22 protein-coding genes and 1 tRNA gene are annotated in these 23,822 nt (G+C 56.4%); 7 read left to right on the forward strand and 16 right to left on the reverse strand.

Annotation, left to right across the window (positions count from 1 at the left end):
- The first annotated feature begins 185 nt into the window (after positions 1 to 185).
- The 5 genes from ACZRKO_RS04190 to ACZRKO_RS04210 all read left to right on the forward strand — a co-directional run bounded on the left by ACZRKO_RS04190 (position 186) and on the right by ACZRKO_RS04210 (position 5,171).
- Positions 186 to 1,616, forward strand: a complete 1,431-nt coding sequence (locus ACZRKO_RS04190; RefSeq protein WP_463735986.1) for an N-acyl-D-amino-acid deacylase family protein — start codon at positions 186 to 188, stop codon at positions 1,614 to 1,616.
- A gap of 68 nt (positions 1,617 to 1,684) precedes the next feature.
- Positions 1,685 to 2,080, forward strand: a complete 396-nt coding sequence (locus ACZRKO_RS04195; protein ID WP_463735987.1) for a RidA family protein — start codon at positions 1,685 to 1,687, stop codon at positions 2,078 to 2,080.
- Positions 2,081 to 2,231: 151 nt separating this feature from the next.
- On the forward strand, positions 2,232 to 3,722 hold the full coding sequence (locus ACZRKO_RS04200; RefSeq protein ID WP_463735988.1) for a sodium:solute symporter family protein: 1,491 nt from the start codon (positions 2,232 to 2,234) through the stop codon (positions 3,720 to 3,722).
- Positions 3,719 to 4,582, forward strand: a complete 864-nt coding sequence (locus ACZRKO_RS04205) for a 2-dehydro-3-deoxygalactonokinase (RefSeq protein WP_463735989.1) — start codon at positions 3,719 to 3,721, stop codon at positions 4,580 to 4,582. The genes ACZRKO_RS04200 and ACZRKO_RS04205 overlap by 4 nt, the downstream gene beginning before the upstream one ends.
- On the forward strand, positions 4,569 to 5,171 hold the full coding sequence (locus ACZRKO_RS04210; protein ID WP_463735990.1) for a 2-dehydro-3-deoxy-6-phosphogalactonate aldolase: 603 nt from the start codon (positions 4,569 to 4,571) through the stop codon (positions 5,169 to 5,171). Before ACZRKO_RS04205 ends, ACZRKO_RS04210 begins: the two co-directional genes overlap by 14 nt.
- A 28-nt stretch (positions 5,172 to 5,199) precedes the next feature.
- Here the strand turns inward: ACZRKO_RS04210 and ACZRKO_RS04215 are convergent, their stop codons facing one another.
- From ACZRKO_RS04215 to mtfA, 3 genes are all read right to left on the reverse strand, one after another.
- Entirely contained in the window at positions 5,200 to 6,063 is an 864-nt protein-coding gene (locus tag ACZRKO_RS04215; RefSeq protein ID WP_463735991.1) for a MurR/RpiR family transcriptional regulator, read from the reverse strand.
- Positions 6,064 to 6,247: 184 nt separating this feature from the next.
- Positions 6,248 to 6,323, reverse strand: a tRNA-Asn gene (locus ACZRKO_RS04220).
- Positions 6,324 to 6,466: 143 nt separating this feature from the next.
- A complete protein-coding gene (mtfA, locus tag ACZRKO_RS04225) occupies positions 6,467 to 7,243 on the reverse strand; it encodes a DgsA anti-repressor MtfA (protein WP_463735992.1) in 777 nt (258 codons plus the stop codon).
- Between the two features lie 454 nt (positions 7,244 to 7,697).
- Between mtfA and ACZRKO_RS04230 the strand changes: the two genes are divergently transcribed.
- A complete protein-coding gene (locus ACZRKO_RS04230; RefSeq protein WP_463735993.1) occupies positions 7,698 to 8,450 on the forward strand; it encodes a glycosyltransferase family 2 protein in 753 nt (250 codons plus the stop codon).
- Between the two features lie 127 nt (positions 8,451 to 8,577).
- Here ACZRKO_RS04230 and ACZRKO_RS04235 read toward each other — a convergent pair whose 3' ends face one another.
- The 13 genes from ACZRKO_RS04235 to ACZRKO_RS04295 all read right to left on the reverse strand — a co-directional run bounded on the left by ACZRKO_RS04235 (position 8,578) and on the right by ACZRKO_RS04295 (position 23,143).
- On the reverse strand, positions 8,578 to 9,603 hold the full coding sequence (locus ACZRKO_RS04235; RefSeq protein WP_463735994.1) for a HoxN/HupN/NixA family nickel/cobalt transporter: 1,026 nt from the start codon (positions 9,601 to 9,603) through the stop codon (positions 8,578 to 8,580).
- Positions 9,596 to 11,914 carry a carbamoyltransferase HypF gene (gene hypF / locus ACZRKO_RS04240; protein WP_463735995.1) on the reverse strand — a complete coding sequence of 773 codons (2,319 nt, stop codon included), beginning with the start codon at positions 11,912 to 11,914 and terminating at the stop codon, positions 9,596 to 9,598. Before hypF ends, ACZRKO_RS04235 begins: the two co-directional genes overlap by 8 nt.
- 47 nt (positions 11,915 to 11,961) lie before the next feature.
- Complete coding sequence (gene fdhF / locus ACZRKO_RS04245) at positions 11,962 to 14,136, reverse strand: formate dehydrogenase subunit alpha (protein WP_463735996.1); 2,175 nt, start codon at positions 14,134 to 14,136, stop codon at positions 11,962 to 11,964.
- Between the two features lie 23 nt (positions 14,137 to 14,159).
- A complete protein-coding gene (gene hydN / locus ACZRKO_RS04250) occupies positions 14,160 to 14,705 on the reverse strand; it encodes an electron transport protein HydN (protein ID WP_463735997.1) in 546 nt (181 codons plus the stop codon).
- 218 nt (positions 14,706 to 14,923) lie between these two features.
- Positions 14,924 to 15,409 (reverse strand): hydrogenase maturation peptidase HycI, encoded by a 486-nt coding sequence (gene hycI / locus ACZRKO_RS04255; RefSeq protein ID WP_463735998.1) that lies wholly within the window; start codon positions 15,407 to 15,409, stop codon positions 14,924 to 14,926.
- On the reverse strand, positions 15,402 to 15,881 hold the full coding sequence (locus ACZRKO_RS04260; protein ID WP_414070652.1) for a formate hydrogenlyase maturation HycH family protein: 480 nt from the start codon (positions 15,879 to 15,881) through the stop codon (positions 15,402 to 15,404). The genes hycI and ACZRKO_RS04260 overlap by 8 nt, the downstream gene beginning before the upstream one ends.
- A complete protein-coding gene (locus ACZRKO_RS04265; RefSeq protein WP_056774222.1) occupies positions 15,881 to 16,678 on the reverse strand; it encodes an NADH-quinone oxidoreductase subunit B family protein in 798 nt (265 codons plus the stop codon). Before ACZRKO_RS04265 ends, ACZRKO_RS04260 begins: the two co-directional genes overlap by 1 nt.
- Positions 16,675 to 17,232 (reverse strand): formate hydrogenlyase complex iron-sulfur subunit, encoded by a 558-nt coding sequence (locus ACZRKO_RS04270; RefSeq protein ID WP_414070653.1) that lies wholly within the window; start codon positions 17,230 to 17,232, stop codon positions 16,675 to 16,677. Before ACZRKO_RS04270 ends, ACZRKO_RS04265 begins: the two co-directional genes overlap by 4 nt.
- Before the next feature lie 14 nt (positions 17,233 to 17,246).
- Positions 17,247 to 18,971 (reverse strand): hydrogenase large subunit, encoded by a 1,725-nt coding sequence (locus ACZRKO_RS04275; protein WP_056774229.1) that lies wholly within the window; start codon positions 18,969 to 18,971, stop codon positions 17,247 to 17,249.
- A gap of 44 nt (positions 18,972 to 19,015) precedes the next feature.
- Positions 19,016 to 19,969 carry a respiratory chain complex I subunit 1 family protein gene (locus ACZRKO_RS04280; RefSeq protein WP_463735999.1) on the reverse strand — a complete coding sequence of 318 codons (954 nt, stop codon included), beginning with the start codon at positions 19,967 to 19,969 and terminating at the stop codon, positions 19,016 to 19,018.
- Positions 19,970 to 19,979: 10 nt separating this feature from the next.
- A complete protein-coding gene (locus ACZRKO_RS04285; RefSeq protein WP_463736000.1) occupies positions 19,980 to 21,884 on the reverse strand; it encodes a proton-conducting transporter transmembrane domain-containing protein in 1,905 nt (634 codons plus the stop codon).
- Positions 21,881 to 22,504, reverse strand: a complete 624-nt coding sequence (locus tag ACZRKO_RS04290; protein WP_205965144.1) for a 4Fe-4S dicluster domain-containing protein — start codon at positions 22,502 to 22,504, stop codon at positions 21,881 to 21,883. The genes ACZRKO_RS04285 and ACZRKO_RS04290 overlap by 4 nt, the downstream gene beginning before the upstream one ends.
- A gap of 168 nt (positions 22,505 to 22,672) precedes the next feature.
- Positions 22,673 to 23,143 carry a formate hydrogenlyase regulator HycA gene (locus ACZRKO_RS04295; protein ID WP_136375700.1) on the reverse strand — a complete coding sequence of 157 codons (471 nt, stop codon included), beginning with the start codon at positions 23,141 to 23,143 and terminating at the stop codon, positions 22,673 to 22,675.
- Between the two features lie 334 nt (positions 23,144 to 23,477).
- On the opposite strand from ACZRKO_RS04295, the gene hypA reads away from it, so the two are divergent.
- Positions 23,478 to 23,822 carry a hydrogenase maturation nickel metallochaperone HypA gene (gene hypA / locus ACZRKO_RS04300; protein ID WP_463736001.1) on the forward strand — a complete coding sequence of 115 codons (345 nt, stop codon included), beginning with the start codon at positions 23,478 to 23,480 and terminating at the stop codon, positions 23,820 to 23,822.

The raw sequence follows: 23,822 nt of genomic DNA on the forward strand, positions 1-23,822 counted from the left end.
GTTTTTCAATCTTTCAGTGTAAATATCAATTTTAATCAAATGAAAAATAAGTATTTTTATTTTAATTAATCAAGTTTATGAATAAAAGTATCAGATAAGTGTGTGCATTTTGTGTAGTCTTCCACTGTTTTTCATCCTTGTAAATGGTTAAATTTAATCCAGAACACTATGGAGGGCAGGAACGTATGAAGTTTGATTATCTGTTCAGAAACGTTACGGTCATTGATGGCAGCGGAGGGGAACAATACCGTGCCGATGTTGCGGTGCAGGGCGACCGTATCGCTGAAATAGCACCGGCAATCCGTGGTCAGGCTGTGCATGAAATCGACGGTACCGACCGCGTGCTGGCGCCGGGATTTATTGATGTGCATACCCACGACGACATCAATGTGATCCGGCTGCCGGAGTATCTGCCCAAGATCAGTCAGGGCATTACTACGGTGATTGTTGGCAATTGCGGTATCAGTGCAGCCACGGCGACCATCAAAGGCCGCGTGCCAGACCCGATGAATTTACTCGGTGAGGCGGAGCATTTTATCTACCCGACGGTGAGCGCATACGCTCTGGCCGTTGAGCAGGCGAGACCGGCGATTAACGTCGGTACGCTTATCGGCCACACGGCGCTGCGTAATAACCATATGGATGACCTGTTACGCACCGCGACGGCAGAAGAAATCAGCGGGATGCGCGCAGAGCTTAGACTGGCGTTGCAGCAGGGCGCTTTGGGGCTGAGCACCGGCCTGGCTTATGCTTCGGCATTTCACTCTTCGACGGAAGAAGTGATGGCGCTGGCAGAGGAACTCGCGGCACAGAAGGGCATCTATACCACCCATTTGCGTTCCGAGTTTGAGCCGATTTTGGAGGCACTCGACGAGGCGTTTCGCATTGGTCGTCACGGCAACGTGCCGGTGGTGGTGTCCCACCACAAATGTGCCGGAGCGAAGAACTGGGGCCGCACGGTGGAAACACTGAAGCTGTTCGATAAAGTGCGCGAAACGCAGGATGTCTCTTGCGATTGCTACCCGTATTCGGCCAGCTCTTCTACGTTGGATCTCAAACAAATCACCGACGAGTTTGAAATAGTCATCACCTGGTCCGAGCCGCATCCGGAAGTGGCCGGGCAGTCGTTAAAGCAGATTGCGCAAAGCTGGTCGATGTCACTTCACGAAGCTGGCAAATTACTGATGCCCGCCGGAGCCATTTACTACAACATGGACGAGGGCGATGTCCGGCGCGTGCTGAGTTATCCGGTCACGATGGTGGGTTCCGACGGACTGCCAAACGACCCGATGCCGCATCCGCGTCTGTGGGGCGCATTTCCCCGGGTGCTCGGCCATTACAGCCGCGACGAGAAACTTTTCCCGCTGACGGTGGCGGTTCACAAGATGACGGGCATGTCCGCGGCGCGTTTTCAGCTTGCCGAACGCGGGCTGATCAGACAGGGCTATTTCGCCGATCTGGTGATGTTCGACCCGCAAACCGTGCGCGATGTGGCCAGTTTTAGCGATCCCCAGCAGCCTGCGGCGGGTATCGAAGCGGTGCTGGTCAACGGCGTAATGAGTTATGGCCGGGATAAACAGGTTATCGGTCGCGCCGGGCGTTTTTTACGCCGGTAGAATTTTGCGGGGAGAGCCAGGCGCTGTCCTCTGAGCACGCATTTATACAGTATGCATAAGGAGCAATGATGAGCATTAAACGTTACGGAGTGGGCGGGAGTACGGGAACGGGCGGGCAGCCATTACCGTTTGCCAAAGCCGTAGAGGCGGGCGGCTGGCTTTATGTTTCCGGGCAAACACCGATGAAAGATGGCGAAGTGGTGGAAGGGGGCATTATCGAGCAGTCGCGCCTGGCTATCCAAAACTGCGTGGACATCATGGACAGCGCAGGCTACACCCTGGCGGATGTGGTGCATGTGAAGGTGTTCCTGACCGACGCGCGTTATTTCCAGTCCTTTAACAAAGTGTTCAGCGAGTTCTTTTCCGCTCATCCTCCGGCCCGCGTCTGCTGTGTTGCGGATCTGGTGGTGGATTGCAAAGTGGAAGTGGACCTGACCTGTTATAACGCTGAACGCGTGAAGTAATTATTCCGTGATCAGGCCGGATGCCTTCTGCGTGCATCCGGCTTATTAAAAGAGTTTTATAAATAATTCAGGTGCGCTACGAACGTGCCAACGGGCTTTCTTTGTCTTTTTTCAGGGAGCCATTGCAACTTAATTAATCTGGAAGTGAGCCATGAATAATTATTCTTTTCTTATTTGGTTTGCAATATATGCATGCGCCATGATCACACTGGGCTGGTATGTGTCACGTAATCAGAAAAATGGCGATGACTTTTTATTAGGCGGGCGTTCATTACCCTTAATTTTAACGCTGGGGTCCACCGTAGGCACGATGGTCGGCACGGGGTCGAGCGTGGGCGCGGTGGGCTTCGGTTACACCAACGGCTGGGCGGGTATGCTGTACGGTCTGGGCGGTGCGGTAGGTATTCTGCTGCTGGCCTGGTTGTTTGCGCCGGTGCGTAAAATGCGTTTTATGACCATGAGCGAAGAGATCTCTTATTACACTGGCGGCAATAAAATCATTAAGAATGTCGTGGCGATATTAATTTTTATTGCATCTATTGGCTGGCTGGGGGCGCATATTCTTGGCGGCGGATTATATCTGTCATGGGCAAGTGGAATTGATATTAATACGGCGAAAATTATTATTGCAGCAGCCTTTGTGGTTTACGTCGGTATTGGTGGATATTCCGCGGTGGTATGGATTGATACCGTGCAGTCGTTAATTCTGTTTATCGGTTTTATCCTGATGGCAGCGCTTGCGGTACATCACGTTGGCGGTTGGAGCCATATCCAGCAGGCCGTCGATCCGGCAAAACAAAGCCTGTTTGGAGTGGATAAGCTCGGCATCCTGCCTGCTTTTTCTCTGGCAATGGTCATTGGCGTCGGGGTACTGGCCACGCCTTCCTACCGTCAGCGTATCTATTCCGCCAAAAACGTGGGCACGGTGCGTAAATCCTTTGTGATCACCGGTTTGCTCTATTTGGGCTTCTCCTTCCTACCCGCAATCATTGGTATGGCCGCTTACACGATGAATCCGGCACTGGCAAACAGCGGCTTTGCCTTCCTGTTCGCCACCCAAGTTTTGCCACCGGTGCTGGGAATGGCGGTGCTGATTGCGGGAATGTCAGCCAACATGTCTTCAGGCAGTTCTGACGCGATTGCAGCCGTCTCTATCATGCTGCGCGACCTTTACACTTTGATCACCGGTCATATGCCTGCACCAGAAAAGGCGATCCGCATGTCGCGTATTTCCCTCGTGCTGGTGATCGGGCTGGCGCTGATCTTCGCGCTGACCTCCAACGACATCATCAGCTACATCACCAAAATGATTTCGATGATCATGTCCGGCCTGTTCATCTGCTCAATACTGGGGCGATTCTGGATACGTTTTAACTGGCAGGGCGCGATGGCTGCGCTGATTGGCGGCGCCGGGACTTCAATGGCGATGCTGGCAAACGACAGCTGGATGAGTTTCTGGGGTAACCCGGTGGTGCCGTCTGTGCTGATGAGTCTTGGCTGCGCGCTGGTCGTGACGCTGGTAACACCGGCCAGCAAAATGAGCCGCGAAGAGGCACTGGAGATGATCACCCGTGAACGCGAAAGCCAGCCTGAGCCGATACCGGTGCCGTTGGGCAAACGCGCGACCGGGAGCGCACGATGAGCGGGGATTATATTGCCGTTGACTGGGGATCATCGCATCTGCGTGCCTGGTTATACCAGGACGGGCAGTGCGCGGATAGCCTGCAACTGCCTTATGGCATCAGCCGGCTGGTGGATCAAACCGCCCGTGACGTGTTCACGCAATATATCCAGCCGTGGCGCGGTAAGGAGGTTCTTCCCGTGGTAATGGCCGGCATGGTCGGCAGCGATGCAGGCTGGCAAACGGTGCCTTATCTGGCTTGCCCGGTATCGTTACAGACACTGAGCGCGCAGCTTTTTGAGGTCGCCCCGCAGGTCTGGATTGTGCCGGGCCTGAATACGCCGCACAACGTCATGCGCGGTGAAGAAACGCAGTTACTCGGCGCGATGCAGTTGGGCCCTGACACCTGTTACGTACTGCCCGGTACGCACAGCAAATGGGTGCAGGTGGCAGAGGGGGCAGTCAGCGGGTTCACCACGGCGATGACGGGCGAGCTGCATCATTTGCTGATGCAGCATTCCCTGATTGGCAGAGGCTTACCGGCACAGCAAGACGATAACCGGGCGTTTCAGGCTGGCCTGCAACGCGGGCGGGAATCGCCTGCATTCGTGAACCGGCTGTTTGAAGCGCGTGCGCGGCGAGTGCTGGGGGAACTGGCTCCGGGATCCGTCGGCGACTGGTTGTCCGGGCTGTTGATTGGTGCGGAAGTGGTGGCAATGCGCAGTGAATTATCCGTCAGTCAGGTCACTCTGGTCGGTAGTGAATCGCTGTGCCGTCGTTACTGGCTGGCCTGTGAACAGGCGGGCATAACGGTGAATGAAATTGCGGGTGACACCGCTTTCCAGCAGGGAATAAGGAGCATTATTGATGCAAGACGCTAAACTTTTGGTCGCGATTTTGCGCGGCATTTATCCTCACGAGGCCAGTGATCATGTCGGCGCGCTGATTGAAGAGGGCATCCGCTACATTGAGATCCCGCTGAACTCGCCGGACTGGCAGAAAAGTATCGCTGAAATGGTCACGCGTTACGGCGACTCGGCGTGCATCGGAGCGGGAACGGTGCTGAAGGTTGAACAGGTCGATTTTCTGGCGAAGATTGGGGCAAAGCTGGTGGTGACGCCAAATACGCAGCCCGCGGTGATCCGTCGGGCTGTCGATGCCGGAATGTGGGTTTGTGCCGGTTGCGCCACCGCTACCGAAGCGTTTACCGCGCTGGAAGCCGGGGCGCAATGGCTGAAGATTTTCCCCTCGGCGGTATTTGGTCCGGCGTACATTTCCGCCCTGAAGGCGGTGTTACCGCTGGAAGTCCCGGTGCTGGCGGTAGGGGGCATCACGCCGGATAACCTGGCGGAATATTTACGTGCCGGTTGTGCCGGGGCAGGGCTCGGCGGCGATCTGTATCGTGCCGGTCAGGATGTCGAAACCACCCGCCTTCAGGCGCGGCGGTTTATGGCAGCATGGCGGAGTTAACACCCCGCGAAGCGCACGTCACCTCTTCCTAATCCCCCAACGGTTGGCGGTCCACGCCGCCCCGGTGGCCGTCAAGCGCCAGCTTGATGCGTCTCAGCCGGTCTTTTGCCTGTGTTTTGTTGGCCATCGCCAGTTCGGTGGCCAGCACATCAATCATCGCCAGCATGGCGTAGCGTGAGGTACTTGGCTTAAAGATGTAGTCATTTTCCCGCACGATCAGCGGCAGCACGATGTCGGCATTGGCGGCTAAGGGTGAATCCTGCGTGGTAATGGCGATGACTTTGGCCCCGTACTGCCTGGCTATCGCCACACTCTCAATGATTTCCGGCGTGTAACCCCCCAGCGAGAGCGCAAGTACCACGTCGTTTGGCGCAACGGCTGAGCACATCATGCGCACCAACAGGCCATCGCTCTGGCTCACCACCGGCAGGCCAAGGCGGAACAGGCGGTACTGGACTTCCTGAGCGCAAATCGTTGAGCCACCGCCCATCCCAATCGCCAGAATTTGTCGGGCATTACTGAGCCATCCGACCACTTTTTTAAGTGAATCCGGGTTAAGCGCGCGCCGGTTGATGTCCAGTACGTTAATGATTGTTTCGTAGATCCCCTGAACGCCGTCCAGATCCGGCACGTCCAGAATAAAGCGCTGACCTACCGCCAGTGACTGCGCGAGTTTTACTTTCAGTTCACGCACGTCTTTGCAGCCGATAGCGCGGGCAAAGCGGGTGATCGACGCCTGACTTGTCCCGGTAAGATTTGCCATTTCTGCAATCGGCAGCGTGGAGGCGAACTGCACGTCATCCAGAATAAATTGCGCGATACGCTTTTCCGTCGCGGTAAGCTCCACAAAGCGGTCGGTGATGCAGGAAATAATGTCGATGGAGAAGGCCATTGCGCGTCTCTGAATGGGTAAGTGAATAGCTGATACTTTGTACCATAAATACGCACACAGGAGTATGGCGGCTGCCAGAAAGGGAAGACACGCTAAATACTGCGCCGGGGATGCAGGAGAGGGCAACGCGACAATGCAAAAGCAAAAAGCCCGCTTAAGTTTCCTTAAGCGGGCTTTTCTAATATGGCTCCTCTGACTGGACTCGAACCAGTGACATACGGATTAACAGTCCGCCGTTCTACCGACTGAACTACAGAGGAATTGTCTGAACGGGGCGCATGATATCCAGAGCCCCGCAGGGTGTCAACGCTAAAATCGCACTATCTGGCTGACTGCTCACCAACTGAGCGAAAAGAGCAGGAATACTTCTTCAGTCTGGCCTAAAAACCCTGATGACGATGAATTAACAGTCGCAGGGATGGTTACGGAGCAGCCTTGCCAAAGGGTCTTGTTTATAAAAACGAGTAAAATGACCATAAACCAGCGGAAAACGGTTAGAAAGCAGTTCCGGCGCACTGAAAAAGTATTCGGACAGCACGGCGAAACACTCTGCGGCATCGCTGGCGGCATAGGCGTCCATACTGGCTGCCTCTTCGCCCACCATATCGATTTCATCCTGCAAGTTTTCCATCGCGGCGTGCAGATCATGCTCCCATGCCACCACATCTCGCAGCGCGATAGGCGGAATTCCACTCACTTCCCCCCCGTTGCGGAGATCCAGCTTATGGGCCGCTTCGTGAATAATCAGGTTAAAGCCGGAAGTATCAAAGGAGTCTTCAATATCTTGCCAGTTAAGTACGATAGGTCCCTGATCCCAGCTCTGCCCGGCGTGGATTTGCGAACCGGCGTGAACCAGCCCGTTCTGATCCTGCCAGGGAGAATCGACAACGAAGGGTGTCGGATAGAGAAGAATTTCATGGAAGCCGTCGAGCCATTCAGCCCCAAGTTCCAGCACCGGTAGTGCAAACAGCAGGGCAATCCGTGCCTGCATCTGCTCATTGAGAACAATCCCTTGCAGCGGAACTAACCGCTTTTGATGTAAAAGCTGGCTGGCTATGTGCACCAGACGCTTTTGCTCCTGATCATTCAATGACGCAAAAAGCGGGATATTCAGCGCGACTTGCCACGCTTCCCACTTGTCTGTCTGGAGGTCATTTGTTTTCCACGGCCACTTAATCATCGGATTGCTCGCACAGAGATCATTTGAACTGCTCGCTGGGGTGAACGGTAAACTTGCCGCAAAAGGGGGTCACTTTACAACCCTCATTACCAGAGATGACAAAATTGCGGAACCTTTTTATCGCGTAACTGGTTGAACTCTTTAGAGATTTTTCTACGTTCAAACGGTTTTTTCTTCGTGGCTATTCAAGCACTTACCGCAACAAATGTCTGTGACCAAAACCACGTTGAGACAATTGTTACAGAACAGGGTGGATCTTTTACACGTGTGAAATGCTGATAATAAACTAAAGAGTATCATTTGATATTGAAGTATTACTATTTTTTATAATAGGTAATTATATTTGAAATTAATTCTTCTGGCGGGTGTTTTCGAATAATATAAAGCGCCAGATGTACGGCAAAATGAGTTTGCTGATTTTTAACCCATAAAAAGGACATTAATGGTATTCGCTATGTTTAAACTTTCCGTTTGTATTCTGACATTTAATTCATCACGATTATTACGTGAGGTACTTCCCCCCTTATTACGCTTGGCTGATGAAATGATTATTGTTGATTCAGGCAGCACAGACAGTACGCTGGATATTTGCCGGGAATTTGGCGTGATACCGGTGTATCAAAAATTTGTTACGCACAGTCAGCAGATGAATGATGCCGTAGTACGCGCAACGCATGAGTGGGTACTGTGTATGGATAGCGATGAGATCATGAACCACGAAATGGTCGAGGCTATTTTGAAGCTCAAGCAGAATACCGAGCCGGCAGAGAGTGCGGCATTCTGTCTTTCACGCTATTGGTTTGTTTTAAATCAACCTGTTAGGGTGATTTATCCTGTTTCATCTCCTGATTTTCCGGTTAGATTATTTAACAAAAACGTCGTGCGTTTCAACGATGTGCCGGTAGATGACTCAGCAGAGGGCTATTCGATCACGCATATTCTGCCTGGTGAGGTACGCCATGATACGTTTTACTCGCTGCATGAAGTGTTTACTAAACTCAACGGATATACCACCCGCGTAGTGAATCATAAGGATATCCGCCCCTCTATTTCCCGTGGTTTTCTCAGTGCCTTCGGCGCTTTCTGGAAATGGTATGTTTTCAGCGGCGCATGGCGTGAGGGGAAAGTCGGCGTGGTGACCGGGCTTTATGCGACACTTTATAGCTTCATGAAATATTTTAAAGCCTGGTATAAGAAAGCGGAATAGTATTTTTGGAAGTTATATAGAAATTTTAAAATGGTTTTATGAACCTTGCAAATAACCGGGGATGGCGTATCTGATAAATATTATGCAGAAATGGCACCCCCGGCAGTACCTTATTTAATCGTTTCTGTCAGATGCCCAGTTTGTCATAACCCTTCCGGCGGTAGTTTACCGCCGAGATCCCCCAGAAAAGAATAAACAACGCCACGGCGGCGTATCCCACGCTTCCCATATTTTCATTCAGGCGGTCAATGGCCTGCCAGCCACCCTGATGCCAGTTGAATTTATCGGCCAGCAGGCCAAGGGCTTCCAGCCCGCCGATAAACAGGGCAATGACTACGCTGGTGGCCGTGATCGTCATATTGTAGTAGAGCTTGCGCACCGGTTTATCGAAAGCCCACCCGTAAGCCCCCACCATGACAAAATTGTCCAGTGAGTCGATAAGCGCCATGCCGCTGGCGAACAGGGCGGGAAACACCATGATGTTCCATACCGACATCCCTGACGATGCGCCTGCCGCCGAGATGCCCAGCAGGCCGATCTCGGTGGCGGTATCAAAACCCAAACCGAACAGAAAGCCGACCAGATACATCTGCCAGCTACGGTTGACCAGCCTGAAAGCAAAGCGGAAAACTTTGGTCATCACGCCGCCCGCCACCGCCTCGCCATGTTCCGTCTGACTAAATGACATTCTGCGTTTTACCTGCCCGAAACGGCGCCAGACGTCGCGCAGGATGGCGGCATTGACGCCAGCCATCAGTAGTAAAAACAGGGCCGAAACCAGTGTGCCAACCGTGCTGCCGTAGTCGTGCAGCCAGCCTATCTTGTCACCAAACAATAACGAAGTTGCCGCAATCGCCGCGCAGGCAATCACCACAATGCTTGAGTGACCAAGGGAAAAGTAGGCCCCGACCGCCACCGGGCGCTGGCCCTGTTGCATGAGCTTGCGGGTGACATTATCGATGGCGGCAATATGGTCGGCATCGACCGCGTGGCGCAGCCCGTAACCGTAGGCCAGCAGGGCGGCGGCAATAAGCCCCGCGTGCTGGCTGAAAAGGGCGAATGCCCAGACCCAGGCTACGACGTTGAGCAAAACCAGCCCAAGCAGCAGCCAGAAAGCACGGCGGTGCGTGTGAAAAAATGCGCGGTTAATCATGAGAGTCCTTATGTGAATCTGATCTGATTGAAGACTGAATTCGGGCACAGGCCACCATTGCCTGGCCTAACGCCAGCCCGCCGTCACCGGCAGGAATGGCCTGAGGGGTAAGAACGTGGAGCGGGGCTAAATGTTTGAGAAGGCACTGACGCAGCAGTGCGTTGTGAATCACGCCACCCCCCAGTGCCACGGTTTGCAGGCCGTGCTGACGTGCGGCATGGTGGGCCATATTGGCAAAACCCTGAGCCAGCGCGTCATGAAAGGCCCATGCGCGGGCAGGGCGCGGAGCTTGCCACTGAAGCCACTGTTGCCAGAAACCGGCCAGATCCAGTGTGAGTCTCTTTCCTGTTGATAACAGACGCAGGGTGATGGGATGAGGCTGTCCCTGTGCCTGCTGGGCCAGTGCCTGCAGATGGCAAGCTGCTTCGCCCTCCCAACTGAGCGTTTGTGGTGCGCAGCCAAGGGCTGCCGCGACCGCGTCAAACAACCGTCCGCAGGAGGAGGCCAGCGGCGCATTCACGCCAGCGTCGATGGCTTTTTCCAGCGGTTGCCACGGCTGGGTTAACAGCCCGGCGGCCTCGGGGTACTGCTGCCAGTCAGGCACAAAGCGCAGCCACTGTGCCAGCTGGTTACGCCACGGTTGTTGTGATGCGCGCTCGCCACCGGGTAGGGCCGCAGCAGGCAGTCCGCCAAGATGTTCACAATGGAGATAGTCCACCCGTAAACATTCCCCGCCCCAAAGTTCTCCCTTTTCACCGTAGCCGAGGCCATCGAGTGCCAGCCCTATCACCGGCCCGCCATGCAGCGGCCAGCGGTGTTCGGCCAGGCAGGCGGCAATGTGCGCATGATGATGCAGCACTTCGGTTCGCGGCAATGCCTGCTGTTGCGCCCATTGATGGCTGACATATCCCGGATGGGCATCGCAGGCCAGTTGCTGTGGCTGGCAGCCGAACAGAAGGGATAAATGGTGGGTTGCCTGCTGCCACTGCGCAAAAATATCACGTTGCTCAAGCGACCCGATGTGCGCACTCAGCACCGCGTGTTTTCCATGGACGAGGCAAAAGGTATTCTTGAGATCGCCCCCGAGAGCCAGTAAGGGAGGTTGTTCGGTAAATCCCGGCGGCAGGTCAATGGTATCCGGCACAAAACCCCGTGCCCGGCGCAACATCTCAGGCTTGCCGGTGGTATAGCGCAACACGGAATCATCGGCGCGCTGCACAATATCCCGGTCATGCAACAGCCATAAATCGGCGATAGCTGACAGTTGTGTCAGCGCCTGCTGATTGCCTAACGCAGGCGCGCAGCCCGCTACATTGCCGGAAGTCATCACCAGCGGGGAATTCATCTGCTGCATGATTATATGCTGGAGCGGAGAGGAGGGCAGCATCAGCCCGACCTCATTCAACCCCGGCGCAATCTCTTCACAAAGCGGTGACGCAATGGCAGAAGAAACCAAAACGATCGGCGCGGCCGCAGATTGTAACAATGCCTGAACATTAAACAGCGGTGCTGCGTCCGTACATTCGGCCAGCCAGCGGGCGTCCGGTAACATGACGGCCAGAGGTTTAGCAGGGCGTATTTTTCGCTCACGTAAGCGGGCTACCGCCCGGAGTGAGGTGGCATCGCAGGCCAGATGAAAACCGCCCAGACCTTTTATCGCGACGATGCCTCCTTCGCGCAGCGTTTCGATGGCACGCGTGATGGCGTCATCGCCTTTTGCCAACGGCACGCCGTCAGCATGGCTCGCAAATAGTTGTGGCCCGCAGTCCGGACAGGCGACGGGCTGGGCGTGAAAACGCCGATTCGCGGGATCGCTATACTCTTTTGCACACGCGTCGCACAGCGGAAAATTAGCCATCGAGGTGGCGGCGCGATCGTAAGGTATCCGATGGATGATCGTGAAGCGCGGACCGCAGTGGGTACAGTTGAGAAAAGGATAACGGTAGCGACGGTCGTGCGGGTCATTCATTTCATGCAGGCAAGCCGGGCAGGTCGTGGCATCGGGCACCACCTGTGTGTCCATCTGTCCTGTCTGGCTTTCCAGAATGTGAAACTGTTGTACAGGGCTGAGCCAGGAGAAACTGCGCAGACTGATACTGTCGATGTGCGCCAGCGGCGGGCAGTGCTGATACATTTCGCGTAAAAATTCTTCGATATTCACCGGTTGCAACAGGCGTATTTCTACGCCCTGACTGTCGTTATGGACTTCCCCTTTGATCTGTAAACGTTGGGCAAGTTGCCAGATGAAAGGGCGAAAACCTACGCCCTGGACTTTCCCGCTGATGCGAACCAACAAACCGGGATCAGACATATACGCTCCTTCCAGAAGTACCTCCCCAAAAGGGGAGGTATACAACGTCAGCCGACAGCAACCACCGGGATCACATCTTCAACGGCACGGCGCAGACGTGCTTTCATGTCGCTGTAGCTTTGCTGTGCATAGTCTTCCGCCCAGCGCTGATCGGCGATGTTTTCCACGTTGACCGCACAGTATTTGGTTTCCGGCGTTTTAGAGATCGGATCCAGATTTTCCTGCGTCAGCTCATTACAGGCACCGATCCACCACTGATAGGTCATGTACACCGCGCCAATATTGATACGCTCGTTAAAGTTGGCGCGGGAAATGACTTTGCCACGGCGGGAGGCGACCCAGACCAGTTGCTGATCGCGGATCCCCAGCGCCTGCGCATCCTGCGGGTGCATCTGCACAAAGCCCGGCTCGTCGGCCAGCGTTTGCAGGGCAGCGCAGTTACCGGTCATCGAACGGCAGGAATAGTGGCCGACTTCGCGCACGGTACACAACACCAGCGGATACTTGCCGTCCGGCACTTCAGCCGGGGCGCGCCACGGTGCAGCGAAAAGCTGGCCTTTGCCGGTTGGCGTGTCGAAATGATTGTCCTGATAAAGGTACTGAGTCCCCGGACTTTCCAGCGTGGTGCACGGCCACTGGATATGCCCGAGCGTGCCCATTTTTTCGTAGGTTGCGCCGTAAAACAGCGGGCACAGCTCGCGCATTTCGTCCCAGATTTCCTGGTTATCGTTGTAATGCATCGGATAGCCCAGTTCCGTTGCCAGCAGGCTGATGATTTCCCAGTCACGCTTGACGTTGTATTTCGGTTCGATGGCTTTCTCGAAACGCTGGAAACCGCGGTCGGCGCAGGAGAATACGCCGCCGTGCTCACCCCAGGAGGTGGCCGGCAGGATCACATCGGCCTGCTCGGCGGTTTTGGTCATGAAGATGTCCTGCACAACCACAAACTCCAGCGCTTCGAAGCCCTTACGCACCAGGCTTAAATCGGCTTCGGTCTGCAACGGATCTTCGCCCATGATGTAATAGGCTTTTACCTGTCCTTCCAGCGCCAGATGGGGGATCTCGGTGATGCGGTGGCCGATCTGTGCATCCATCTGATTCACGTCGATACCCCAGGCATCGGCGAATTTTGCGCGGACTTTGGCATCGGTCACAGACTGATAGCCGGGGAATTCGTTTGGCAGCACGCCCATATCGCAGGCACCCTGCACATTATTCTGACCGCGCACCGGCCCGACGCCGACGTTTGCCCGGCCAAGGTTTCCGGTCAGCAATGCCAGCCCGGCCAGCCCTTTCACCACATCCACTGCCTGACCAAACTGCGTGACGCCCATGCCCCACATGATGGTGGCAGACGGCGCGGCGGCGTACGTGCGCATTGCCTGACGGATTTGCTGTGCACTAACGCCGGTCTGTTCGGCGACTTTTTCCGGCGAATAATCCGCGACGTTTTTGCGGTACTCCTCGAAGCCTTCGGTGTATTTGGCGACGTAGTCGTGGTCATACAAATTTTCTTCGATCAGCACATGGGCAAACGCATTCACCAGCGCCATGTTGCAGCCGTTTTTGATTTGCAGATGCTGATCGGCGATGCGCGCGGTTTCGATACGACGCGGATCGCACACAATGATCTGCGCGCCTTTCTCTTTGGCTTTGATCACCCGGCGGGCCACGATCGGGTGTGAATCGGCACAGTTATAGCCGATCACCAGCAGGCATTTGGAATTCTCAATATCGCCGATGGAATTGCTCATCGCGCCGTTGCCGAGCGTAGCCTGCAAACCGGCAACCGACGGGCCGTGACACACGCGGGCGCAGCAGTCGACGTTGTTCGTGCCGATCACCGCACGGGCGAATTTCTGCATCACATAGTTGGTTTCATTGCCGGTTCCGCGGGAAGAACCGGTGTGCATGATCGAACGCGGGCCATGTTTTTGTTTGATCTCTTTCAGACGCTGCGCGGTGTAACGGATGGCTTCATCCCAGCTGACCGCTTCGAATTTTCCACCCTTCTGGCGGCGGATCAGCGGCTGTGTCAGGCGCGGCGTCAGCAGTTTAGTGTCATTGAGAAAATCCCAGCCGTAATAGCCTTTCAGGCACAGTTCGCCCTGATTGGTCACGCCATTGGCTGCTTCTGCGCGGATAATTTTACCGTTATCCACAACCAGATTCATTTTGCATCCCGCCCCACAGTATGGGCAGACAGTGGTGATTTTTTTCATGATCTTCCTTCCTCTATCCGAGGTTAAAACAGCAGGGGGGAGGTGCTATCGAGCGCAGCGCGGCGGCGTTTTTCTGCGTTCATTTCCTGTAAGTGATTGCGGTCGATGGCGTACAGCGCCTTCGTCGGGCAAATTTCCATACAGGCCGGGCCGCCGGCACGGGCGTGGCACAAATCGCATTTATGCGCTTCGGCTTTGTCAGAGGTGGAGGTCATGGCCGCGCCGTTCTGGCGGAAAATCGGTTTGGTGACCACTTCCATCGCGCCGTACGGGCAGGCAACGACACAGGTTTTACAACCGATGCAGCGCTCCTGCATCACCTGAACGCGGTCGCCGACGCGGCTGATAGCGCCGTTCGGGCAGACATTGGCGCAGGGCGCGTCTTCACACTGGCGGCACATGACGGCGGTGCTCAGATTAACGCCCTTGATCACGTGCAAACGCGGCGCAAAGGTGGCGGCGTTAAGCAGCGAGATATCCTGCGATTCACTGTGAGCCATGACGCAGGCAATTTCACAGGTACGGCAGCCGATACATTTTTTAGGGTCGGCGATAATAAACCGGTTCATCTTCAACTCTCCTGATTCCGGATTTTCTTATGAAGCCGGATGACACCGGCCTGACGACATTGCTGCTCTGGCTATACATAAACCGTGCCAGTTCAGAGGGTTAATTTTTACGCTTTTGATTCAATGGGTTAGCGAAGTGATTATTGACAGTGACGAAACAGGGCGCTGACGTCATGCCCGCTTCGTCACTGCCTCGACAGATGTGTCGATAGCCGATGTCAGGCGTCCCCGGCAGCATAAAGCGCGATACCTAAGCCGGTTTCCAGTGCCGGCAGCCGCTGATGCAGATGCCTGACCGCCTGTTCCACCACCGCGCTCATCGGGTAGTAAAACGCCACCACATCCGGCTGGATGCCAACAAACGTGATGTCCGGGATATCGTCACGCAGTTGCTGAATCAGAAACGTCAGCGGCAGGTTGTGGGTGGTCATCATGAACATCTCACCGATGTCCTCTTCATTGATGATGCGCATTTCGCCGGGCGCCAGCCCCATGTCGGTGGCATCGACAATCACCAGATGCTGCGGGCGCAGTTCGCGTAAAAAACCGATATCGTTTTCGGGCGCGGCACCGCCGTCCACGACGGTCCAGCCGGGCAGTGGCCGTCCGGCGCACAGTTCGGCCAGCCGCGGGCCTGCGCCATCGTCACCCATCATGCTGTTGCCGACGCACAGCAGCGCGTAGCGGGAAGGTAAATCAGGCATCGTATCTCCTGACCATCAGGTACATGGCGGGGTCGTTTTCGATTTGCTGGAGCAGGGCGACCAGCGCATCGCTCCAGCCCTGTTGCTGCGGGGTCATCTGCTGGCGGGCCGCACGCAGCGCCAGCGCCAGGCAGTGCGTGTGTGTGCTGTCGATATTGATCTCGCCGAAGCGTTGTACTCCGGCCAGTTTCCGGTGCGCCTCGCCGTTCTCCGGCAGAAGGTCTATCCACCGGCGATAATCATCAAGCGGGCATTCGAGGCGGGATTTCAGGCAGTCGATGACCCCAAGGTGATGGCCGATCGCCAGACTGTAATAAATGACTTCCTGCACTTTTTGCGAGTTGCGTTTCTGCGCGCGCTTCTCATCGACGAACTTGCTGCTCAGCGAATAGAAAATCACTTTGTTCTTTTCAGGCGTGATGCCCGCCGGGGTCTGATGCCGGGCATAACGGTTATCGTTGGCGGAGGTCATCACAGGCGTACCTCCCCGCGCAGCACCTGCTGGTAAATCTGTTGCAGGTTGCCGACGATTTCGTTGAGCCGCATATCCCCTTGTTCATCCAGATAGGCCGAGATGCGCTGTTCTACCGGTTGCAGGCCGGGCGCGGCGACCAGCTCCATGAAGCGATCGGCAATCTGGCGGCCATAGCGGTAACCGGCCATGCGGCGGGCTTCGCGATCGAGCAATACGCGCAGCGGTTGCGGCAGGTCGGGATGCAATAATGCCGCCGGTTCGCGGGCGGCCTCATCGTGTTGCTGGCCTTTGATTTTCTGATCCAGCAGGCCAAGGGCCATCGCAAAACCATAAATGGTGGCGGCAGGCGTGGGCGGGCAGCCGGGAATGTACACATCCACTGGCACGATCTTGTCAGTGCCGCCCCAGACACAATAAAGGTCGTGGAAAATGCCGCCGCTGTTGCCGCAGGCCCCGTAGGAAATACTGATTTTAGGATCAGGCGCAGAATCCCAGGCGCGCAGCGCAGGCACGCGCATGGCGCGGGTGACGGCACCGGTAAACAGTAAAATGTCGGCATGACGCGGTGAGGGCACCACTTTGATCCCAAAACGTTCGGCATCAAACAGCGGGGAGATCGCGGCGAAAATCTCGATTTCACAACCGTTGCAGCCGCCGCAGTCCACGCGGTAGACGTAGGCAGAGCGGCGGATGCTGGTGAGCAGGGTGGATTTCAATTTGGCGATGCTTTCATCAAGGGTGACGGGCACCGGCAGGCCATGTTCGTCACGCGGGCCGATCAGCGTCTGGCTCATGACTGCGCCTCCGTGGTCATATGTCGGCCGATATCAATGCGGTCGGTGGAAGAAAGACAGTGCATTTTTTTGCATTCCGGACAGGTTTCATACTGGATGCGCCGGTCGGCGATTTGCCGGTCGCTCAGCGCGCCGTTTTCCTGTAACAGGCTGAGTGCAAAATCGATTTCCTTCTGCACGGCATAGGCTTTGCCACATTCACGGCAGTGGCAGACGGGGAAATCTGCGGTTTCGAACAGATCTTCTTTGCGCCACACCGCCAGTTCAAATTCCTGTGAGAGCGTAATGGCCGCCGTCGGGCAGACCTCCTCGCAGCGGGCGCAGAAAATGCAGCGCCCTAAAAACAACTGCCAGCGGATCGTTTCGCCGTCTTCGGCCGTGGTCATGGTCAGCGCGTTGGACGGACAGGCGTTGGCGCAGGCGCCGCAGGCGATGCACTGCTGCGCGGTGTACTGCGGTTTACCCCGAAAGTTCGGTGCCAGATCCAGCGGTTTAAACGGATAGGCCACCGTCGCCGTGCCGGTTTTCAGCACTTTTTTTATCAGTTTCAGCATGAGTGAGCGGCTCCTTAAAGCGGCGAATTTTTGCGTTCGATGCCGTAACGTTCGATCTCTTTGTAAGGCACGACAATGGTCGTTTTCTTACGCACATCGACCACCGTCATGCGGTCGGTGCAGGAATAGCAGGGATCGAGACTGCCAATGATCAGCGGCGCATCAGACACCGTATTGCCGCGCAGCATGTAGCGCAGCGTCGGCCAGTTGGCGTAGGTGGCCGCCCGGCAGCGCCAGCGGAACAGCTTCTGGTTATCGCCGGTCATGCTCCAGTGAATGTCGTCGCCGCGCGGTGCTTCGGCAAAACCCAGCGCAAAGCGGTGCGGAATATAGGTAAACCCTTCCACGGCCAGCGGGCCGCCCGGCAGGCTTTGCAGGCCAAACTCGATCATATTCAGGGAATTGAAAACTTCGTGGATGCGCACTTTCAGGCGGGAATAGACGTCGTTACCGGTTTCGCTGCACAGCTCAAACGGCAATTTGGCGTAACCGGCGTAAGGGTGATCCTGACGCATATCGCGGCGATGGCCGCTGCCGCGCACCATCGGGCCGACGTTGCTGAAATCACGCGCCACCTGCGGATCCAGAATGCCGACGCCGACGCTGCGCTGTTCGGTATTCGGCGTGCTGAGCAGAATATCCACCAGCTCGTTGAGATCACGGCGCATGCTGCCCGCCAGCGCAATGGTGGCGATCATGTCGTCTTTTAAAATGTCGCGACGCATGCCGCCAATCAGGTTCATGCCGTAGGTTTTCCGTGCGCCGGTGAGGATTTCCGCCATCTTCATGGACTGCTCGCGCACGCGGAAGAACTGCATAAAGCCGGAGTCGAAACCGACGAAATGACAGGCCAGGCCGAGGTTCAGCAGATGGCTGTGCAGGCGTTCCACTTCCAGCAGAATCGAGCGGATCATCTGCGCCCGTTCCGGCACGACGATCCCCATCGCATTCTCCACCGATGAGGTGTAGGCGACGCTGTGCGTGAAGCCGCAAATGCCGCAAACGCGGTCTGACAGGAACGTCACTTCGTTGTAACCCATGCGGGTTTCGGCCAGTTTTTCCATGCCGCGATGCACATAAAACAGGCGGTAATCGGCATCGATAATGTCTTCGCCATCGACAAACAGACGAAAATGTCCGGGTTCGTCAGAGGTGACGTGCAGCGGGCCGATCGGCACAATTTTGCTGCCTTCTTTGGCCTCAGAAATAAACGGATAGGTTTCTTCGTCCGTGGTCGGCGCAGGGCGCTGGCGGTAATCCATGGCGTCTTTGCGCAGCGGATATAAATCGTCAGGCCAGTCATCGGGCAGCACCAGGCGGCGTTCATCCGGCAAACCCACCGGACGCAGGCCGTACATGTCGCGCACTTCGCGCTCGCCCCAGACGGCTGCCGGTACGCGGGGCGTCACGGAAGGAAATTCCAGCGAGACGGGATCCACTTCGGCGCGCACGGTGATCCAGCATTTCACGCCCTGTTCCATCGACAGCACGTAGTACAGCGCATAGTTGCCGCACAGCGTGCGCTCGTCATTGCCGAATAAAACGGACAGCCATCCGCCCTGCTGGTAATACAACCACTCGACCACTTCCGGCAGGGCATTGAGTTTGATGGTCACGGTGGCCTGCGTATCGGTCTGCCATTCGCTGCCTAAAATTGCCGAAGGAAACTGCTTCGCCAGCGCCGCCAGATAATGCTTACCCACCGGATTTTGGTTTAACGCGGTATTGAAATCACTCATTACAAAGCCTCTTCCCGCCGCAGCGGGACACGAAAAATGTCAGGTCAGCCTGCGACCAGCCAGGACACCAGCGCCAGAAACGCCAGTCCGAAGCCCGCCCAGGTGGTGCGGGAGGTTTTAAGAAAGCGCAGACGGGCGACGCTGTTTTCAATCAGTGCCACCAGAAAAACGGCAACCAGCAGTTTCAGCAGGCAGACGATCACCGCCATCAGCAGCGTCAGTGGCGTGAGGTGTTCTGCCAGACCGAACGGGAAAAACAGACCGAGAAACAGTTGCAACACCACCAGCTGCTTCAGACTGATCCCCAGTTTCAGTACGCCGAGCGCCGCGCCGGAGTATTCGGTAAGCGGGCCTTCCTGTAATTCCTGCTCGGCTTCGGCCATATCAAACGGCAGCTTGCCCATTTCGATATAAGTGGCAAAAGCGCAGGCCAGCGCGGCCAGAATCAGCGTTAACGAAGACGACACCGACCAGTGCAGCACGCGGGCAGCGATCGCGCCGAGTGACGTGGAACCGGCCACCAGCGCCGCGACCCACAGGCCGAGCAGCAGAATCGGCTCGACCAGCACGCCGAGTACCGCCTCGCGGCTGGCACCCATGCCGGTGAACGGGCTGCCGGTATCCAGCCCGGCGATGGCGAACACGAAGCGCACGATGGCGAAAAGATAAATGACGGTGATCAGATCGCCCGCCGCTCCCACCGGTGATGCCAGTGTCACCGCTGGCAGGGCGGTGGCGATGACCAGCAATCCGCCGGTCAGCAGATACGGCATACTGCGAAACGCCGCCCCCGATGCCGCCGGTGCCACGCTCTGGCGTGTCAGTAATTTGGCGATATCGCGATATTCCTGTAACACGCCCGGCCCCTGCCGGTTGTGCATCCGGGCGCGCATCACGCGGCTGAAACCGGCAAACAGCGGCGCGACAGCCAGCAGGGCCACCGCCTGGATCAGCGCCAGCGGCCACAGGGCGGTGTTTAACAAAACGGGAAAATTCATCTTCAGTTCCTCAGGCAAAAGCCACAACCAGCAACACGGCCAGTTCGATGAAAGCCAGACGACGGCAGAACGCCCCGAGCCAGCCCCGGTGCAGGGCAGCCACCAGCGCGGCAGGCGTGGCGCGCTGGCGCAGGCGATACAACGGCGCAAACATCACGCGCAGCGGCTGGGCAAAACCGGTGGCGGTCACCACCATCTCAGCGGAATGCCCGTAACCGCACGCCCAGGCGTCGCCGCGCACACGGTTTGGCAGACGCGCTCCGCGTAACAGGCTGGCAATCAGCCACGGCAGTAACGGCATCGCCAGAAGCAGCAGGGCAATCATCGGGGCACAGACGGCGGAGGTGCCGGACACCGCCGCGCCGTTTCGGGCAAACGGTATGAGCGGCGTATTCAGCACGGCAGCGGCCACGCCGGAAAAGTGCGGAATGATCCAGGGGGAGGCGACGCCAGACAGAATGCACAGCAGCGCCGGTAAGAGACTGCCGAGCGTCATCGCCAGCGGGGCGGGTGTGGCATCCGCCGCCGCCTGACTGCGCGGTGCGCCAAGGAAGGTGACGCCGAAAACTTTGGCAATACACATCAGCGCCAGTGCCCCGGTCAGCGCCAGACCGACCGCCAGCAGCGGCCCGAGCAGACGCGCGATAAACACCTTGCTGGCGCTCAGCTGGAACAGCGACTGATACAGCAGCCATTCGCTGGCAAAGCCGTTGAGCGGCGGCAGTGCCGCCATCGACATCAGGGCAATCAGCACCGCCACGGCGGTCCACGGCATCAGCCGCGCAATACCGCCGAGTTTTTCCATATCCCTGATGCCGGTCTGCATTTCGATTTCACCGGCACCGAGGAACAGCGCGGTTTTGAACAGGCCGTGGTTGAACAGATGGAACAGCCCGGCCAGCAGCGCAAGCGACGCCAGCACCGGCAGATCCAGCGCCACGCCCACCATCGCGCCCCCCACGCCGAGCAGGATAATCCCGACGTTTTCCAGCGTGTGATAAGCCAGCAGACGGCGGAGATCATGTTCCATCAGCGCGTACAGCCCGCCAATAAATGCGGTCAGGATCGCCAGAAGCAACACCATCAGGCCCCACCAGAGTGGCGGTGCGCCCAGCAGATCCAGACCGACTTTTACGATGCCGATAATGCCGATTTTCATCAGCGCGGCGGAGAACAGCGCGGCGGCGTGAGCGGGCGCGCTGGAATGTGACTGCGGCACCCAGGCGTGCAGCGGGATAATTCCGGCGTACAGCCCGAAACCTGCCAGCGCCAGCAGGAACGCCGCCGATTTAATGCCCGGCGTCAACGTTGCCTGGCGCAGCACCTCAAAATTGACGCTGCCGCTGGTGTGATGCAGCAGGGCAAAGGCCAGGATCAGGCACAGCGTGCCGAGACGGCCCGAAAGAAACTGGTTCAGACCGGCGCGACGGCTTTTCACATCGTCGCTCTGTACGATCAGGAAATAGGCGCACAGCGCCGCCAGCTCCATCATCAGAATCAGCTGAACGGCATTGGCAGACACTGACGCGGCGGCCAGTGCGGCCAGCAGTAGATTACACAACAGCCCGGTGCGCGCGCGCGTGCGCGAATTCACCGCGTTCAGCCATGCGCAGGCATACAGGCTGCAAAACAGCGCCGGAACGGACATCGCCAGCAGCAGCAGGCCGTTCAGCGCGCTGAACTCCGCCGCGAAATGCAGCAGCGGCAGCGTGATCGCCTGCGCAGGGCCGCCGTGCACTATCTGCAACGCCGCCGTCATGGCGGCGAGGGAGGCCAGCATGCCGCCGAGGCCGGAAATCAGGCTGCTCAGGCGTGCAGAAACCGCCACCAGCCAGCTCAGGACACCGCTCAGTAACCAGAGCATCAGCGCCAGCGCCAGCAGGGACGCCGGAGTCAAAGCCAATAAAGACGTCATGATTTTGTCTCCGCGTCAGGTGCGGTGAAGGCGGTTAAATCGACAGGGAGATCGGCGGGGAAAACGGTCATGGCGTTCAGGCGCTTTTGCTGGCTGGCGCGGGCAGACAGACCGGCGGTCACCAGCGTGATCGCCTGCGTCGGGCAGGAGGTGATGCACGCCGGGCCTTGCGGGCTGAAGCTGCACAAATCGCATTTCACTGCCACGGCGCGAATGCCGGGAACGCAGTCAAGAAACGGGCTGACCGCACGGGGTGCGCGCGGGGCGGGCTGCGCTTTCCATGTGTTGCAGTCGCGCGGAATGTCCACGGGCGTACTGCCGGAAAAGGTGATCGCGCCAAACGGGCAGGCGATACCGCACAGTTTGCAGCTGACGCACAGACTTTCATTCAGATGAATGGCGTCATTTTCGCGGGTGATGGCATTCACCGGGCACACCTGCGCGCAGGGGGCATCTTCACACTGGTGACACATGACCGGCGCGGAATCCAGACGGTTACGCATCACCTGCAAACGGGGAGCAGACTGTAAGCCGTGGCGCTGATGTTCCTGCGAGCAGCTGGCCATACAGGTATTGCAGCCGATACAACGTTTCGGGTCGGCTATCACATATTGATTCATGGCCGTTTTAACGCTCATGACCTCTCCTTTCTATTTCGTCAAAGATGACGAAATCGGCACTAAAAATGACATTTCGACACTTATGTCGGAATTAATCCCATTAAAGAAACGGCAGTTCAGCGAGGAGGTATTTATTTTCGCCACGCCGTGAAAATGAATTCCGGGGGATTATTTTTCCTGAATCAGCAATTTTTCTAATTGCGGCAAAACGGCCTGATTGTTATGCAGGGAATCGAACAGGCACTGATAAATAGCGGAAATCTTATTCAGGTAATGTTCCTGTACCGCATGTTTGTCACGGATATCCACCACATCATCGAGATGGCCGTCTTCGCTCAGTCTGGCGTGGGCAAACGCTTTAAATTCCGGTTCTTCGCTGGCCGGTGCCATGTTCAGGCTGTAAATCACATCCTGACTGTAAAAGTCATCGCTCAGATGAATGCTGACTGAGAAATGGTTAAACAGCGTGAAGCGAATGTCCTGCTCTTCGCTACAGGTAAACTCATGATTTATTTTCTTATTTGTTGTGGTGATCGCCTGGATCAGGCTGTTCTGATAGGTGTGCCAGTGTGATTTCAGCTGATTATTTTTGCTGGCAATGTAATCCGCTTTAGTGGTCAGTTCGCTGAGAGTGCTCATGGTGGTTACCCGTTGTTGAGTTCTGTAAGGGTGCCATTTCGAAATGTCAGATGACGACGAAAATACGGCGCATAGGGCTGTATTGGCATAAAGCGTGCCAGTTGCGGAATTTTTCTGTTAACTGCTTTAAATTCAGGTTGTTGGATATTTTTTGTATTAACAGGGATGCGGAAGGGAAATTAAATGACATGTCGATGACACCTTATTTCGACATATATGACGGGGGCTGACTGCCGCCTGACAGACTGGCTGAAATATTCCCTTCTCAGTTCCTGAATACACTCTGGCATTAATATTGCAGCGCACTGTCATCATTTTTAAAAGAGCGGACGCTATGCACGAAATAACCCTGTGCCAGAATGCCGTCGAATTAATGCAGCAATTTGCCCGGCAAAATAATGCCCGCCGGATCACCGCCGTGTGGATGGAAGTGGGGGAATTTTCCTGCGTCGAGCCTGACGCGCTGACATTCTGTTTTGAACTGGCCTGCCGCGAAACGCTGGCCGAAGGCTGCGAGCTGCATCTCGCGACGCCTGCGGCAGAGTGCTGGTGCCACGATTGTCAGCTCGACATCCGCCTGCTCAGCCCCGGCGTACTGCTTTGCCCGCTGTGCGGCGGCCGTCATGTCCGCGTTGTTGCTGACGACGGCATGAAATTAAAACGTATTGAAATCGAATAA

Source organism: Ewingella sp. C233, assembly GCF_055407225.1.

What these genes read in the sequence shown, in the direction of transcription:
- hypF (WP_463735995.1), bottom strand. Translation starts at nt 11,914, where the DNA reads ATGTCTGATCCCGGTTTGTTGGTTCGCATCAGCGGGAAAGTCCAGGGC.
- ACZRKO_RS04260 (WP_414070652.1), bottom strand. Translation starts at nt 15,881, where the DNA reads ATGACCTCCGCCAACGATAACCGTTATGCCCGGCATCAGACCCCGGCG.
- hycI (WP_463735998.1), bottom strand. Translation starts at nt 15,409, where the DNA reads ATGCCTGATTTACCTTCCCGCTACGCGCTGCTGTGCGTCGGCAACAGC.
- ACZRKO_RS04265 (WP_056774222.1), bottom strand. Translation starts at nt 16,678, where the DNA reads ATGAGCCAGACGCTGATCGGCCCGCGTGACGAACATGGCCTGCCGGTG.
- ACZRKO_RS04285 (WP_463736000.1), bottom strand. Translation starts at nt 21,884, where the DNA reads ATGACGTCTTTATTGGCTTTGACTCCGGCGTCCCTGCTGGCGCTGGCG.
- ACZRKO_RS04215 (WP_463735991.1), bottom strand. Translation starts at nt 6,063, where the DNA reads ATGGCCTTCTCCATCGACATTATTTCCTGCATCACCGACCGCTTTGTG.
- ACZRKO_RS04275 (WP_056774229.1), bottom strand. Translation starts at nt 18,971, where the DNA reads ATGAGTGATTTCAATACCGCGTTAAACCAAAATCCGGTGGGTAAGCAT.
- fdhF (WP_463735996.1), bottom strand. Translation starts at nt 14,136, where the DNA reads ATGAAAAAAATCACCACTGTCTGCCCATACTGTGGGGCGGGATGCAAA.
- ACZRKO_RS04200 (WP_463735988.1), top strand. Translation starts at nt 2,232, where the DNA reads ATGAATAATTATTCTTTTCTTATTTGGTTTGCAATATATGCATGCGCC.
- hydN (WP_463735997.1), bottom strand. Translation starts at nt 14,705, where the DNA reads ATGAACCGGTTTATTATCGCCGACCCTAAAAAATGTATCGGCTGCCGT.
- ACZRKO_RS04280 (WP_463735999.1), bottom strand. Translation starts at nt 19,969, where the DNA reads ATGAATTTTCCCGTTTTGTTAAACACCGCCCTGTGGCCGCTGGCGCTG.
- mtfA (WP_463735992.1), bottom strand. Translation starts at nt 7,243, where the DNA reads ATGATTAAGTGGCCGTGGAAAACAAATGACCTCCAGACAGACAAGTGG.
- ACZRKO_RS04195 (WP_463735987.1), top strand. Translation starts at nt 1,685, where the DNA reads ATGAGCATTAAACGTTACGGAGTGGGCGGGAGTACGGGAACGGGCGGG.
- ACZRKO_RS04295 (WP_136375700.1), bottom strand. Translation starts at nt 23,143, where the DNA reads ATGAGCACTCTCAGCGAACTGACCACTAAAGCGGATTACATTGCCAGC.
- ACZRKO_RS04230 (WP_463735993.1), top strand. Translation starts at nt 7,698, where the DNA reads ATGTTTAAACTTTCCGTTTGTATTCTGACATTTAATTCATCACGATTA.
- ACZRKO_RS04210 (WP_463735990.1), top strand. Translation starts at nt 4,569, where the DNA reads ATGCAAGACGCTAAACTTTTGGTCGCGATTTTGCGCGGCATTTATCCT.
- ACZRKO_RS04190 (WP_463735986.1), top strand. Translation starts at nt 186, where the DNA reads ATGAAGTTTGATTATCTGTTCAGAAACGTTACGGTCATTGATGGCAGC.
- hypA (WP_463736001.1), top strand. Translation starts at nt 23,478, where the DNA reads ATGCACGAAATAACCCTGTGCCAGAATGCCGTCGAATTAATGCAGCAA.
- ACZRKO_RS04270 (WP_414070653.1), bottom strand. Translation starts at nt 17,232, where the DNA reads ATGCTGAAACTGATAAAAAAAGTGCTGAAAACCGGCACGGCGACGGTG.
- ACZRKO_RS04205 (WP_463735989.1), top strand. Translation starts at nt 3,719, where the DNA reads ATGAGCGGGGATTATATTGCCGTTGACTGGGGATCATCGCATCTGCGT.
- ACZRKO_RS04235 (WP_463735994.1), bottom strand. Translation starts at nt 9,603, where the DNA reads ATGATTAACCGCGCATTTTTTCACACGCACCGCCGTGCTTTCTGGCTG.
- ACZRKO_RS04290 (WP_205965144.1), bottom strand. Translation starts at nt 22,504, where the DNA reads ATGAATCAATATGTGATAGCCGACCCGAAACGTTGTATCGGCTGCAAT.